The sequence below is a fragment of the Methylorubrum zatmanii genome (genome assembly GCF_014845115.1).
Lineage (GTDB): Bacteria > Pseudomonadota > Alphaproteobacteria > Rhizobiales > Beijerinckiaceae > Methylobacterium > Methylobacterium zatmanii.
Genome location: NZ_NKUI01000002.1, coordinates 30,573 through 44,794, shown reverse-complemented (window position 1 = coordinate 44,794; position 14,222 = coordinate 30,573). Strand labels below are relative to the sequence as shown.

Here is a 14,222-nt window from a genome sequence, read left to right as displayed (position 1 = left end):
GTCTCCCCTGCCCTTCCGGCGCCCCGATGAGCCTCGCCCCCCTCCTCGCCGTGCCCCTGGCAGGGCTCCTATCCGCCGGGCTGATCGTGGCGCTGAAGCCCCTGCTCCAGCGTTATGCCCTGGCGCGGCCGAACGCCCGATCCAGCCACAGGGTGCCGACGCCCCAGGGCGGGGGCATCGCCATCATCGCCGCCACCCTCGCCGTCGCGGGGCTCCTGGCCCTGCCGGGCGGCGTGGCGCCCGGCGGCGCCGAATGGCCGGCGCTCATGCTCGCCACCCTCGTGCTCGCCGGTGTCGGCACCGTCGACGACATCCGCCCCCTGCCGGCCTCCCTCCGGCTCGTGATCCAGGCGGGGGCCGTCGCCGCCTTGGTGATCGCGACAGAGGGCCGGCTTCTGCCCGAGATGCCGCTCTGGCTGGAACGGGGTGTCGCGGTCCTCGCCGGCCTGTGGTTCGTCAACCTCGTCAACTTCATGGACGGGCTCGATTGGATGACGCTGGCCGAGTTCGTGCCGGTGACCGCCTTTCTCACCCTCCTCGGCCTCGTCGGCGCCTTTGCCCCGGCCCCGGCCCTCGTCGCGGGCGCCCTGCTCGGCGGCCTCCTCGGCTTCGCCCCGTTCAACCGTCCGGTGGCGCGCCTGTTCATGGGGGATGTCGGCTCGCTGCCCCTCGGCCTGATCGTGGCGTGGCTGCTGTTCCGCCTCGCCACCGAGGGCGGCTTGGCCGCCGCCGTGATCCTGCCCCTCTATCCCCTCGCCGACGCGACGCTGACGCTGCTGTGGCGCCTGCGGCGCGGCGAGAAGGTGTGGCAGGCCCATCGCAGCCACTTCTACCAAGTGGCCACCGTCAACGGCTTCCCGGTCTCCGAGGTGGTCGGCTCCGTCTTCGCCGTACAGGTCGGGCTGGCCGGGCTGGCCGGTGCCACCTTGCTTTGGCCGCGCCCGGCGGTCACGCTGGCCTGCCTCGCCCTCGCGGCGGGGCTGGTCGGCTGGCTGCTGCGCCGCTTCGCGCGGCCGCGCGTGAAGGGGCTGTGAGTGAGCGGAAAGCTGATCGCGCTGACGGGGGCGACGGGCTTCATCGGGCGCCACCTGCTGCGGGCGCTCTCGGCCCGAGGCTACCGGGTGCGGGTGCTGCTGCGCCGGCCGGTGGAGGTGCCGGAAGGGGCCAGCGGCGCGGTGGTGGGCGACCTCGCCCGGCCGATGAACATGGCGGCGGCTCTGACCGGGGCCGATGCCGTGGTCCATTCCGCCGGCCTCGCCCACGCCATGTCCGGCGCGCCGGAGGACGATTTCCGCAGCTCCAACACCGAGGCCACCCGGCATCTCGCCGAGGCGGCGCAGCGGGCGAAGGTGGGACGCTTCGTCTTCCTGTCCTCGATCCGCGCGCAATCGGGCCCGAGCGCCTCTTCCCCCTTGTCGGAGACGGACGCGCCGGCCCCGACCGACGCCTATGGCCGCTCCAAGCTCGCGGCGGAGCAGGCGCTGGCCGAGATCGGCCTCGACTGGGTGGCGCTCCGCCCGGTGCTCGTCTACGGCGCGGGGGTGAAGGGCAACATGGCGGCGCTGCTCCGCCTCGCCCGCTCGCCCTACCCTCTGCCGCTCGCGAGCCTGACGGGACGCCGCTCGCTGGTCTCGCTCGAGAGCCTGACGGAGGCGGTGGTCACGGTCCTGGAGTCGCCAAGCCCCCTGAAGCGGCCGCTGATCGTGGCCGATCCCGACCCGCTGACCCTGCCCGAGATGATGTCTGCCTTGCGCACCGGTCTCGGCCGGAATCCCGGCCTGCTGCCCTGCCCGGTCCCGCTGATCGGGCTCGCTTGCCGCGCCACCGGCCGAGAGGCCAGCTTCGACCGCCTTGCCGGTTCGCTCATCGCCCGCGCCGAGGGGCTGACGGCCCTGGGTTGGCGCCCGGCACAGGAGACGCGGGAGGGACTGGCGGCGCTGGCGCGGGGAGAGAACGGCTGAAGCCCTCCTGTTGCAGACCTGTCACGCGTCCTGCCAAAGCGGTTGCTGTGAAACCACGTCCATTCCGTGCTTCGTGGCTTCAACGCAAAGAGGATTATACAACCCTAGCTCGAACCACGAGAAGTCCTGACATGGCGGACCTGACGATCGTAGCCGGCGAATGCGGTCGGGGCAGCGGCGAGTATGATACGGGGCTCTTCAAGCTGCCCGGGATGCCGGATCGTGGTGCTGAAACGATCGCGGAGATCGTCGTGCACGGCGGCGTCGGCGAGAAACAATCGACAATCGGTCAGATGCTGGGCGGCTTGCGTGGAGGTTTGGCCCTTGCACAGCAGCTCGATTTGTCGACGCCCGTCAATGTGGCCGCCTCGGCACTTGGGGCTGGTCTCGATGCACTCGACAGCGGACCCAAGCAGAAGGCGCTGATCGAGGTTCGCTTTTGCGATGGAGCGTCTCTCGTCGCGATGACCGATATCGGCATCGCGGCCCTGATGGAAAATGATCGACGGGTGATTCAACTCGCGGCCCATCGCGTCAGAGCCGAAGTAGTCGTACAAGAATTAGCCCAGACCCCTCCCGAAGCGGGGTTTGGGACGACGGCGCTGAACACGGTTTCCGAGGTTGCCGGCACCACAGGAGCCGTCATGTCTTCAGCAATCGGGTTCTTGAAGCGCAAAACGGTCGGCTGAAGCAGCGTTGCGAAAGCCGGAAGTTCACCTTTCGGGGCAACCCTTCGGTCCGGCTTCCGAACGAGCGTCTACTAAGCAGCCGGGATGACCACCTCTGGCGATGTGGAAAGGTCGGTCTTCGGCACGCTGCGCGCCCGCTCGCGGAACCCGGGAATCGCCTCTTCGAACACGGCGTCCGCCGCCGCGCGGTCACCGGCCGCCACCGCCGCGTGCAGGCGGGCGATCCAGCCGTCCAGCACGGCGCGGTCGGCGAAGACCGGCTTGGCCGCCATCACCCCGTCGATGCCGTCCAGCGTCACGCGCGGCTCCTCCTTCGCGAACAGGATCTCGTTGAGCCGCTCGCCCGGCCGCGCGCCGGTGACCTGAATCTCGATCTCCTCGCCCGGCTCGAAGCCCGCGAGCCGGATCATCCGCTCGGCGAGATCGTGGATCCGCACCGGCTGGCCCATCTTGAGCACGTAGACCGCCGCGCGCTGGTCCCCCGTCTCGCTCCGGCCCTCGGCATCGGCGTGGGAGGCGGCGGTGAGCACGAGGTCGGAGGCCTCGCGCACGGTCATGAAGTAGCGCACCATCTCGGCATGGGTGACCGTGACCGGGCCGCCTCGGGCGATCTGCGCCTTGAACACCGGCACCACCGAGCCGGCCGAGCCCAGCACGTTGCCGAAGCGCACGGCGATGAGCCGGGTCGCCTCCGGCCCGCTCCGCTCCGCATCGAGGGATTGGGCCACCATCTCCGCGAAACGCTTGGTGACGCCAAGCTGCGACACCGGCTCGATCGCCTTGTCGGTCGAGATCATCACCAGGGCCCGGGCCCCCGCCGCCACCGTGGCCTCGGCGACGTTGATCGAGCCGAACACGTTGGTCTTGATGCCCTCGGCCCAGTCGCGTTCGAGATAGGGCACCTGCTTCAGCGCGGCGGCATGGAAGACGTAGGTCGGGCGGAAGTCGCGGATGATCGCGTGCAGGCGCTCGCGGTCGCGGATGTCGGCGAGCGCACCCGCGACCTCGGCTTCCGCATGGAGCAGGGCCGGTCCGTTGAGCACGGCGTGGAGGGCCGGCTCGGAATTCTCGATCACGAGGAGCGCCGCGGCGCCGAAGGCGATCGCCCGGGCGCAGATCTCGGAGCCGATCGAGCCGCCGCCGCCGGTCACGACCACCCGGGCGCCGGCCAGGAAATGTTCGAGGCGCGGCCGGTCGATGGCGACGGTGGGACGCAGCAGCAGATCCTCGATCTCCAGCGGCGCCAGCTCCGCGTCGCGCATCCCCTCACCGAGGCTGGTGACCCGGGCGAGCGGCAGGCCGAGGCGGCGGGCGCGGGCGATCAGGTCGTCGGGCTCGGATTCGGGCGCGAGCGCGCTCGGTGTCGCCACCAGCCGGCGCACAGGCAGGCCGCGCCCGGCCAGATCCGCCACCACCCGCTCCAGATCGCGGAAACCGCCGAGCACCGGCACGCCACGCATCATCTGGCCGGCCTCGTCCGCCCGCGGCGAGAGAATGCCCTTGGGCGACAGCCGCTTGACCGAGCCGGCTTCGATCGCCCGCAGCACGACCTCGATATCGGCGCCGCGGCCGAGCAGCAGGGTCGGCGTGGTGGCGGCGCGGGCCTGGCTCTGCCGGGAGCGGGCATATTTCAGGTAGCGGAAGGCGAGGCGCGGCCCGCCGAGCAGGAAAATCTGCAGCACCCAGTACAGGGCGATGGCGACCTTGCCGAAGAAGTAGAACCCGTAGAGGTTCGAGGAGACCAGCACGTAATCGAGCACGAGCAGCGTCAGCGCCGTCACGCTGGCGGCCCGCACGATGCCGGCGAGATCCGGCAGAGAGGCGAAGCGCCACTTGGTGCGGTAGAGCCGGAACCACGCGTAGATCAGCCCGGCATAGGCCAGGAAGGGCGGCAGGAGCAGCGGCAGGGCGTGCAGACGCTCGGCCAGGGCCTCGTCCTGAAAGCGGAAGACGAAGGTCAGCACCACGGCCGCCGCGGTGGCGGCGAGATCGTGGACGACCATCACCGCCGTCTTGAGGGTGCGCTTCTGCATGGTGCTTTGTGTCAGAGCATCGGCCGAACGAGGGAGACCGCTTTTCGGCGGAAGGCCGACGCTCCAGGCGGGGGCGGTATCGGCGCCGCCCGGAACGATGTCAACGCGACGGGTGCATCGCCTTCGCGACGGCTTCATCGGCATCGCCGAGATCCGGGGCATCGATGTGGCGGTAGCGGGCCTGGATCAGGCCGAAGGCGCCGAAGGCGAAATGGCCGGCGGCGACGATGGCGAGCAGCACCCAGCCATAGGGCTGCGCCCGCAGGGCGGCGAAGGCCCCCGACAGGCCGGTCGCCTCCGAGGAGGCTTGGGTCCAGGCGGCGGCGAGCACGAAGCCGCCGATCATCAGGAACACCAGCCCCCGCGCTGCGTAGCCGAAGCGGCCGAGATGGCAGGTCCAGCGCTCGGAGCCCGCCGGAAGGGACAGGCGCTCCGTGACATGGCCCTTCCAGGCCTTGGCGGCGTAGCCGAAACCGGCGCCGCCGATCCCCAGACCGACGATCCCGACCAGCCAAGGGCCGAGGGGCTGATCGAGCAGCCACGCGGTCCAATCGCGCACCCCGTCGCCACCGGCGGAGGCGCGGCCGATGCCGAAGGCGAGCCGGGCCGCAGTGAGGCTGAGGCCGGCATAGATCACGGCGCTGATCAGGTGGGCGCCCCGTACGGCGAGCGCCTTGGGCGAGCGCCCGCGACGGTCCGCATCGGTCACGCCCTCCACGAGGCGCCACAGGGCGAAGCCCGCCAGACCGAGGGCGATCAGCCCGACGATCACGACCCCGAACGGGCCGCCGAGCACCGCGCGCAGGGCGCTCTTGCTGTCCCCCGCCGAACCGCCCTGGCCGAGGGCGGCGAGCAGGGCGAGCGCGCCCACGACGCAGTAGACGAAGCCGCGCGCCCCGTAACCGAGGCGGGCGAGATGCTCCAACGCGTTGTCGTTCCGGCTCCAGGCCATGCCGGTCAGTCGCGCTCGCGATCAGGCTTGCCGGCCAAAGAGACGTAGAAACCGAGCCCATCCTGGGCCGGAAGCGTCTGCAGCCGCTCGATCCAGCCCCGGCGCTTGGCATCGAGCAATTGGCGCCCGACCGGCTGGAACAGGGTCTCGCCCCCGCCCTCCGGCGGCGGATCGAGGCGGATCGCCACGGTCTTGCCCTTGGCGAAGCGGCTGCGCTCCAGCATGTCGGTGAGCGACGCTTCCGCGGTCGGGCGGTTGGTCCCGCGCAGATCGAGCACGGATTCGGCGTCGGTCACCCCGAGCGTGCCGCGCAGCTTGTTGGCATAGTAGTCTTCGAAATGGGGCAAGGCGGGGTCCCGCGCGGGTTCGTCGTCAGAAGGCGATATCGTCATAGATGTCGGCAACGGCCAAGCGGCCGCCGGGTTCAGGCAGCTCGACCACGTCGCCGACCGTATGGGCGCCGAAGCTCCAGCCCTCGGAACCGCGCCGCCAGACCTCGACGCGCGGCTCGTCCTGATAGACGATCAGGAAGACGCGGAGCGAGGCGATGCCGAGATAGAAATCGGTCTTGAGGCCGCGATCCCGGCTCATGGTCGAGGGCGAGAGCACTTCCGCCACCAGAATGGGATCGCGGGCATAGCCGTCCTTCAGCGGCGGGCCGCAGCGCACCACCACATCCGGGATCGGCGCGAAGGTGTCCATGGTGTCGCTCGGCACGGCGATGCCGGGAATGGCACGGCAGCCACGGCCCCGAACCATATCGGAGAGCCTGCGGGTCAAATTCAGCACGATCAGCTGATGCCGCTCGCTCTGCGGCGCCATCAGGAGCGGCTCGCCGTCGATCAGCTCCCAGCGTTCCTCATCGGGCCGGTCAGCGACCCAGGCCTGATACTCCGCCACCCGCATGCCGGGGTCGCGCCGAAGGGCGAGCGCCATCGAGGGGCCTCCGAAAACAGCCCCGATGCTAGCATTGCCCTCACGGCAGGCAAGCCGGCCGGGAGGTTGAGATCAGAGTGCGATCCGCGCGTAGATCTCTGAGAGGGACAGGGCGCCGGCGAGTTCGGGCAGGTCGATGACATCGCCCGGGCCGGCGACCTGAACCGTCCAGTCCGGCGCGCGGCGCCAGACCTCCACCCGCGATTCGTTCTGATGCACGAGCAGCAGCACGGCCAGCGACGGAATCGTTTGATAGAACTCGGTCTTGCGCCCACGGTCCAGATCAGGGTCGAGGGGGACAGGACTTCCACGACGAGCAGGGGATCACTGGTATAACCGTCTTCCGGCGGTTCACCGCATTGCACCACCACGTCAGGAATGGGCGCGTAATCGTCCATGGCCTCGCTCAGGATCGCGAGGCCGGGATAGGCGCCGCAACCCCGGCCCTCGGCGAGGTCATCGAGCTTTTTGATGAGATTGGTGACGATGCGCTGATGCCGGCCCTTTGCGGGCGACATCATCACCGGCACGCCGTCGATCAATTCCCAGCGCTCATGGTCCGGGCGGGTGGCGGCCCAATCCCGATACTCGGCGACCCGCATGCGGGTGTCGCGGCGCGCCGGCACAGCCCTCGATCAGCCTCCGATCCGAACGCCGTCAGCATAACGAAAACGGGCCGCCCCGGACAGGGCGACCCGCTCATCGCATCAGCCGTGCACGAGCACGTTGCGGAACTGCCAGGGATCGCTCGTGTCGATGTCCTCCGGGAACAGGCCCGGACGGTCGGTGAGCGGGGTCCAGTCGGTGTAGACGCCCACGACCGGGCCGAGATACGGGGTCTGGACTTCCAGGCAGCGGCGGAAATCAATCTCGTCGGCCTCGACGATGCCGGCCTCCGGGTTCTCCAGGGCCCAGACCATGCCGGCGAGCACGGCGGAGGTCACCTGCAGGCCCGTCGCGTTCTGGTAGGGGGCGACGCGGCGGGTCTCCTCGATGGAGAGCTGCGAGCCGTACCAGTAGGCGTTCTTCTTGTGGCCGTAGAGGAGCACGCCGAGTTCATCGATCCCGTCGACGATCTCGTTCTCGTCGAGGATGTGCTGCTTCTCCTGCACCTTGCCGGCATTGCCCCACATCTCGTGCAGCGAGAGCACGGCGTCGTTGGCCGGGTGATAGGCGTAGTGGCAGGTCGGGCGGTAGACCGCCTCGCCGTTCTCGCGGACCGTGTAGTAATCCGAGATCGAGATCGCCTCGTTATGGGTCACGAGGAAGCCGAACTGCGCGCCGGCGGTCGGCACCCAGGTGCGGACGCGGGTGTCGGCGCCGGGCTGGAGCAGGAAGATCGCGCAGCGCGAGCCCTTCTCCTGGCCGCGGGCATTCTCGGGCTTCCAGGTCTCGTGCGTGCCCCAGCCGAGCTCGGCCGGCTGGTTGCCCTCGGAGACGAAGCCCTCGACCGACCAGGTGTTGACGAACACGCCCATCGGCTTCGGATGCTTGGCGCGCTGGGTGTCGCGCTCGGCGATGTGGACGCCCTTGACCCCGAGCTCACGCATCAGCGCGGCCCATTCCTCGCGGGTCTTCGGCTCCGGGGTGGTCGAGCCGGTATCCTTGGCGATGTTGAGCAGCGCCTGCTTGACGAACCAGGAGACCATGCCCGGATTGGCGCCGCAGCACGAGACGGCGGTCGGGCCGCCGGGGGCGGCGCGGCGGGCAGCGAGGATGTTCTCGCGCAGCGCATAGTTGGTGCGGTCGGCCTGGCTCAGCTCCTTGTCGAAGTAGAAGCCGGTCCAGGGCTCGGCGACCGTGTCGATGTAGAGCGCGCCGAGTTCGCGGCAGAGTTCGAGGATGTCGCGCGAGGAGGTGTCGACCGAGAGGTTCACGCAGAAGCCCTGGCCGCCGCCCTCGGTCAGCAGGGGCGTGAGAACGTCGCGGTAGTTCTCCTTGGTCAGCGCCACCTGCTCGAAACGCAGGCCGTGCTTGTCGGCCAGGTCCTTATGGGTGGCGACCGGATCGATGACCGTGAAGCGGTTCTTGTCGTACTCGAAATGCCGCTCGATGAGGGGAAGAGTCCCGCGACCGATCGAACCGAAACCGATCATGACGATCGGGCCGGTGATACGGCCATGGACAGGCCAATCCTTGTTCGAATGGTCGGACATGGCGCGGAACTCCTTAGTCAGGGCTGCTCTCCAGATGAGAGCGGCGTGCTTTGATGCTTGGAAATGACGAGCGGATGACGGTTCGACGTCCTCCGGTCAACCGGTCCCTTCACCGGAATCTTGCAGGAGGGTGAAGGGTCGGGCGACGGGCTATGAGTTTCGTGCAAGGCTGAGATCAAACCGCCGTGGAGGCGACCGGATCAAAACGGCCTATATTGCAGCGCAACAAGGGAGTGACGCCCAAGGGCAGACAGCACGCACAAGGGAATCGAGCCATGCTGACCGTCCTCACCGCCCCATCCATTCACCCGGAAGTCGAGTCCATCGACCGCGACCCAGGAATCATTACGCTTCTCAGCACCTTGGTGCGTGGCGGCGGACGGACCCTGCGGGCAGCAGCCAGTCAGGCCCGCGCCTACCACGAGAGCGCGAGCCGGTTGTCCTTCTCCGCGACGGCCTGGCCCTATCATCGCTGAAACGGCCGTGCTGGCCCCTCCGGCCGCCGTTCCGATCGAACCGGAACGACTGAGCGAGGCCGGGCTCACCCCCCCTCCGCCGAACCGGCTCCGGCTTCGGCGGAGAACAATCCCAGACGGGAGCCCGGTCCCGGTTCAGGCGGCCTGTCGTCGTGCGGCCTGGGCAGCGGCTTCGGCCGCGAACTCCGGAACCGCTTCGAACGCCCCGGTCGCGTGCAGGACACCTTCGGCGCCCGCCAGCGCGTCGGCCTTGAGTTCCAGGCCGAGGAAGCGCTCCCGCTCGAACGGGCCGGGCATGTAGAGGCCGGCGGCCTTCTCCGGCGCGAAGCCGAAGCGGGCATAATAGGGCGCATCCCCCACCAGCAGCACCGCGCCGTGACCGAGCTCCGCCGCACGGGCGATGGCCGCACGCATCAGCGCCGCGCCGAGGCCCTGCCCCTGGAGCGCCGGATCGACCGCGAGCGGGCCGAGCAGCAGGGCCGGCCGGCCGCAGGCCGTCTCCACATCCCACAGGCGCACGGTGCCGACGAGGGTGCCGTCCTGCTCCGCGCTCAGGGCGAGGGCGGGAAGGCGACCCTCGCGCAGGCGCTGCGAGGTCTTCAGGAAGCGACCCGGGCCGAAGCACGTGTCGAGCAGGCGCTCGCGGGCCGCGCCATCCGAGGCGATCTCATCGCGGATCTGAACCATGGCCGTACCCTCCCAAGGTCACCGAATCGGTGGGAGAAAACAGCCCTCGCACCTGCCAGCGGCAGGCCGTCCGGGACACAGCAACGGCGCGTCTCGTGAGGCGCGCGGCACTTCTGAAGGAAGAGGCGTGAACGAAGCCTGAGCGTGGGCGGCGCCGGTGCGCGGCACCGCACATCGCCCGAGGCTTTTCCGCCGCTCAGATCACGATCTGCTCGAGGGGCGGAAAGCCGTTGAAGGCGACCGCCGCGTAGGTCGTGGTGTAGGCGCCGGTGCCCTCGATCCAGACCTTGTCGCCTATCGAGAGGGAGACCGGCAGCGGGTAATGGTTCTTCTCGTAGAGCACGTCGACCGAGTCGCAGGTCGGGCCGGCGACCACGCAGGGGGCGGTGCGGTCCTCGTCGCGGGGGGTCCGGATCGCGTAGCGGATCGACTCGTCCATGGTCTCGGCCAGACCGCCGAACTTGCCGATGTCGAGATAGACCCAGCGCACCTCGTCCTCGGACTCCGACTTCTTGGAGACCAGGACGACCTCGGCCTCGATCATGCCCGCATTGCCGACCATGCCGCGGCCCGGCTCGATGATGGTCTCCGGGATCCGGTTGCCGAAATGCTTGGTGAGCGCCCGGAAGATCGCGTCGCCGTAGGTTTCCACGCCCGGCACCTGCTTGAGGTACTTGGTCGGGAAGCCGCCGCCGAGATTGACCATCGACAGGCCGATGCCGCGCAGCGCGCAATCCTGGAAGATCGCCGCGGCGGAGGCGAGCGCCCCGTCCCAGGCCTCCGTGTTGGCCTGCTGCGAGCCGACATGGAAGGAGACGCCATAGGCGTGAAGGCCGTGCCGGTGGGCGTGCTCCAGCACGTTCACCGCCATCTCCGGCTCGCAACCGAACTTGCGCGACAGCGGCCAATCGGCACCGGCGCCGTCGCAGAGGATGCGGCAGAAGACCTGCACGTCACCGGCCTCGATGCCGGCCGCCTCGCTGGCCCGAGAAATCTTCTCGACCTCGGCCTGGCAATCGACGGCGAAGAGGCGGATGCCGAGCTTGAGCGCGCGGACGATGTCGCGCTCCTTCTTGATGGTGTTGCCGAAGGAGACGCGGTCGGCGGTGGCGCCGGCCGAAAGCGCCATCTCGATCTCGGCGACGGAGGCGGTATCGAAGCACGAGCCCATCTCGGCGAGCAGGCGCAGCACTTCCGCCGCCGGGTTGGCCTTCACGGCGTAGAAGACGCGGGTATCCGGGAGCGCGCGGGCAAAGGCGGTGTAGTTCTCGCGCACGACATCGAGGTCGAGAACCATCACCGGACCTTCGTCCCGGCCGAGGTCACGGCGCGCGCGCAGGTAATCGCGGATGCGATCGGTCATTGGTCGTCCCCACCACAGGTTCGAGGCGCCATCTTCGGGCGCGAGATCGAATCGAGACGACTCGCGAACGAGCCGTCGGCGTCAGGGGGCGGTGCGACGCGACCGTCCACGCGCTTTGGAGACGCGGTGACGGGCGCGGGCGCAGAGCACCCGGAAGCTGCCGTGGATTGGATGGGGAATCCCCAACCGCACGCCGGGCAAGGAGAAACAAGCCTCTTCGGTGTCGGCCTTTGGAGGGCCGACGAGACCAAAAAAGCCCGTTCGTCGTTGCTTTAAGCTGCGTCCCCCGTGGAGAGCGGGGTTCGCCGGTTTCGCCTCCGGCTGTCGGTTGTTGTCGGGGTCTGGTGTTGCCACCCGGATGCCGGCCGTAGGGATCCACCCTTGCGACCATCGATCCTTTAAGACCCCTGGCGGCTGTCCGGCAGTTGACCGGATGCCCACCAACCGACACGCGGCCACAGGCACGTGCGAAATTGGGCAGGCGCCATATACGGTCGAGTGCCCTCGATCACAAGGGAAAAAGCCGCGCCCTGCACCCGAATCCGAAGCGGATCGGGATTGTTGCGGATAGGTCGCACTCCCCCGCGACGCCGGTCGTTTCCACCCTTCCCAAGCCTGACCGAAGCGGCCATTGAACCGGGACATCGGGGACGGAACCATGATCCACGCCAATGTCGGGACACTCTCCGCTGAACCCGGCCCCTGTTCGGCGCGAGAGGCGACTCAAGAGAAGACGCCGGTCGGCGCCCCCTCACGCCGGGGCGTGGTGGCAGGGCTCGCCGCCGCCGGCTTCGCCGCCGCCCTGCCCGTCGGGGCCGCGGCGGATGACGGCGCGAGCCCCCGCCCCTTCGGCCCGGAGACCGTCGAGGCGATGGCGCGGGCGCTGGTGAGCCGCCCCTTCGACGGCGCCTTCCCCCCTCTGCCGGCGGCGCTGGCGCAGCTCGATTACGACGGGTGGCGCGATATCCGCTTCCGGCCCGACCGCGCGCTCCTCGGGGAAGCCGGCGGACCGTTCCGGCTCCAGCTCTTCCATCGCGGCTTTCTCTATCCCCGCCCCGTCGATGTCAGCCTCGTGCGCGACGGCGTGGCAACGCCGGTCCGCTACGATCCGGCCCTGTTCAATTTCGGGCGGACCCGGATCGACGGTCCTCTGCCGGCGGATCTCGGCTTTGCGGGAATCCGCATCCACGCGCCGCTCAACCGGCCCGACCGGCTCGACGAACTGATCGTCTTCGTCGGCGCCAGCTATTTCCGCTTCCTCGGCCAGGACCAGCTCTATGGCCTCTCGGCGCGGGGCCTCGCCATCGGGACGGACGGCGCCCAGGAGGAATTCCCCCTGTTTCGCGCCTTCTTCATCGAGGTGCCGCCCGCGGGGGCGACGACGCTGACGATCCACGCCCTGCTCGATGGCCCGTCCACGGTCGGGGCCTACCGCTTCGTGGTGGAGCCGGGGCGCGAGACCGTTCTGCGGGTGAGCGCGACCCTCTATCCCCGCCAGACCCTGTCGGCCGTCGGCATCGCGCCGCTGACCTCGATGTTCTTCATCAACGAGACCGATCGCGGCCATAGCGACGATTACCGCCCGGAACTGCACGATTCGGACGGGCTTCAACTCGCCACCGGCTCCGGCGAGTGGCTGTGGCGGCCCCTCGACAATCCGCGCGAGCGACGCATCTCGACCTTCCTCGACCGGGATCCGAAAGGCTTCGGCCTGTTGCAGCGCGACCGCAGCTTTGCCAGCTACCAGGATCTCGAGGCCGGCTACGAGCGCCGGCCCGGCTATTTCGTGGAGCCGGAGGGGGCCTGGGGCGAGGGCCGCGTCGTCCTGGTCGAACTGCCGACCGATAACGAGACCGCCGACAACATCGTCGCCTTCTGGCGCCCGAAAGCCCCCTATCCGGCCGGCGAGCCGGTCCGGCTTGGCTATCGCCTGCGGGCACTCGCCGCCGAGGCCCTGCACCCCAACGGGCAGGTGGTGAACACCTTCACCGCCGAGGCCGCCGCGAGCGGTGCCGCCCGTCGGGCGCCGGATCAGGCCTCCCTGCGCAGCCGGCGCTTCCTGATCGATTTCGGCGGCGGAACGCTGGAGACGCTCATCGCGGATTCATCCCCGCCCGAGATCGTCGCGACCGCCAGCATCGGCCGGATCACGGCCACATCCATCGTGCCCAATCCCCATATCGGCGGCTTCCGGGTGGCCCTGGACGTGCGGGTCGACGGGCCGGGCACGACCGAGTTGCGGGCCTATCTGCGCAAGGGCGAGCAGGCCTTGACCGAAACATGGTCCTATCCCTGGAGTGTGGCGTGAGCACTCCCGACGAGCGCAGCGCCGCCCGATTGCAGGTCGAGATCCGACTGGCGCAGCTGGCGGATCTCGAAGCCCTGGTGGCCCTGGAGCAGGCCGCCTTCACCATGGATCGGGCCGAGCGGCGGGCGATCCGCCACGCGATCCGCTCCCCCAGCATGACCCTGCTCGTCGCGGTCGCGCGGGACGAGGCGGAGGAGACGGCCGGGCAGGACGAGCCCGAGATCCTCGTCGGCGCCGCGACCATCGAGCGGCGGCGCACCAGCCGCGTCGCACGGCTGTCCTCCCTCGCCGTCGCGCCGGCCCGCGCCGGCGCCGGCCTCGGCCGCCGTCTTCTGCTGGCCGCCGAGGCCGATGCCCGCGCCCATGGCTGCGAGCGGCTCCGCCTGGAGGTACGGGCCGACAATGGCGGCGGCATCCGGCTCTACGAGCGGGGCGGCTATGCGCGGTACGGGATTAAAACGGACTATTACGAGGATGGCATGGAGGCGTGGTGCTACGAGAAGGCGCTGAACGCGTCCGAGTGAGGGGATGAGGGCCAGCGTTGTGCGCCGCGGCGCAGGTGCGCCAGCGCACTGGCGAAACCTCCATGGCGGCACAAGTTCAGCCCTACCGAGGGGGTTGGGCGGGCATCCGCGGGACGCCGTTCCGATCGGCCGCTCCA

General features: G+C 69.6%; 13 protein-coding genes and 1 pseudogene. 6 read left to right on the top strand and 8 right to left on the bottom strand.

The genetic code is table 11. The features are described 5' to 3' along the window. The first annotated feature begins 26 nt into the window (after window positions 1–26). From MZTS_RS00270 to MZTS_RS00260, 3 genes are all read left to right on the top strand, one after another. Window positions 27–1,034, top strand: coding sequence for an MraY family glycosyltransferase (locus MZTS_RS00270; protein WP_192280204.1), 1,008 nt, complete (start codon window positions 27–29; stop codon window positions 1,032–1,034). After that, entirely contained in the window at window positions 1,035–1,961 is a 927-nt protein-coding gene (locus tag MZTS_RS00265; RefSeq protein WP_009863743.1) for an NAD-dependent epimerase/dehydratase family protein, read from the top strand. It begins immediately after the preceding gene. 131 nt (window positions 1,962–2,092) lie between these two features. Further along, entirely contained in the window at window positions 2,093–2,650 is a 558-nt protein-coding gene (locus MZTS_RS00260; RefSeq protein ID WP_192280201.1) for a hypothetical protein, read from the top strand. Window positions 2,651–2,721: 71 nt separating this feature from the next. Here MZTS_RS00260 and MZTS_RS00255 read toward each other — a convergent pair whose 3' ends face one another. The 6 genes and pseudogenes from MZTS_RS00255 to MZTS_RS00230 all read right to left on the bottom strand — a co-directional run bounded on the left by MZTS_RS00255 (window position 2,722) and on the right by MZTS_RS00230 (window position 8,727). Beyond that, window positions 2,722–4,683, bottom strand: coding sequence for an SDR family NAD(P)-dependent oxidoreductase (locus MZTS_RS00255; protein ID WP_192280198.1), 1,962 nt, complete (start codon window positions 4,681–4,683; stop codon window positions 2,722–2,724). Between the two features lie 100 nt (window positions 4,684–4,783). Then, window positions 4,784–5,635 carry a DUF1206 domain-containing protein gene (locus MZTS_RS00250; protein ID WP_192280196.1) on the bottom strand — a complete coding sequence of 284 codons (852 nt, stop codon included), beginning with the start codon at window positions 5,633–5,635 and terminating at the stop codon, window positions 4,784–4,786. 5 nt (window positions 5,636–5,640) lie between these two features. After that, the gene (locus tag MZTS_RS00245; RefSeq protein ID WP_009866606.1) at window positions 5,641–5,982 is read right to left on the bottom strand and encodes a hypothetical protein; all 342 of its coding nucleotides are present in this window, start codon (window positions 5,980–5,982) and stop codon (window positions 5,641–5,643) included. Window positions 5,983–6,007: 25 nt separating this feature from the next. Next, window positions 6,008–6,571 carry a Uma2 family endonuclease gene (locus MZTS_RS00240; protein ID WP_009866605.1) on the bottom strand — a complete coding sequence of 188 codons (564 nt, stop codon included), beginning with the start codon at window positions 6,569–6,571 and terminating at the stop codon, window positions 6,008–6,010. Between the two features lie 72 nt (window positions 6,572–6,643). Further along, window positions 6,644–7,173, bottom strand: a pseudogene (locus MZTS_RS00235) (Uma2 family endonuclease). A gap of 105 nt (window positions 7,174–7,278) precedes the next feature. Further along, a complete protein-coding gene (locus tag MZTS_RS00230; protein WP_192280193.1) occupies window positions 7,279–8,727 on the bottom strand; it encodes a homospermidine synthase in 1,449 nt (482 codons plus the stop codon). A 275-nt stretch (window positions 8,728–9,002) separates the two neighbouring features. Between MZTS_RS00230 and MZTS_RS00225 the strand changes: the two genes are divergently transcribed. Next, entirely contained in the window at window positions 9,003–9,203 is a 201-nt protein-coding gene (locus MZTS_RS00225; RefSeq protein ID WP_009866976.1) for a hypothetical protein, read from the top strand. Window positions 9,204–9,338: 135 nt separating this feature from the next. Here the strand turns inward: MZTS_RS00225 and MZTS_RS00220 are convergent, their stop codons facing one another. Next, window positions 9,339–9,890 (bottom strand): GNAT family N-acetyltransferase, encoded by a 552-nt coding sequence (locus MZTS_RS00220; protein WP_009866975.1) that lies wholly within the window; start codon window positions 9,888–9,890, stop codon window positions 9,339–9,341. 196 nt (window positions 9,891–10,086) lie between these two features. After that, window positions 10,087–11,253, bottom strand: a complete 1,167-nt coding sequence (locus tag MZTS_RS00215) for a type III PLP-dependent enzyme (protein ID WP_192280190.1) — start codon at window positions 11,251–11,253, stop codon at window positions 10,087–10,089. A gap of 658 nt (window positions 11,254–11,911) precedes the next feature. On the opposite strand from MZTS_RS00215, the gene MZTS_RS00210 reads away from it, so the two are divergent. Together MZTS_RS00210 and MZTS_RS00205 are read left to right on the top strand one after the other, a co-directional pair. Next, on the top strand, window positions 11,912–13,561 hold the full coding sequence (locus MZTS_RS00210; RefSeq protein ID WP_192280186.1) for a glucan biosynthesis protein G: 1,650 nt from the start codon (window positions 11,912–11,914) through the stop codon (window positions 13,559–13,561). Beyond that, window positions 13,534–14,085 (top strand): GNAT family N-acetyltransferase, encoded by a 552-nt coding sequence (locus MZTS_RS00205; RefSeq protein ID WP_009865944.1) that lies wholly within the window; start codon window positions 13,534–13,536, stop codon window positions 14,083–14,085. The genes MZTS_RS00210 and MZTS_RS00205 overlap by 28 nt, the downstream gene beginning before the upstream one ends. The last annotated feature ends 137 nt before the right edge of the window (window positions 14,086–14,222 follow it).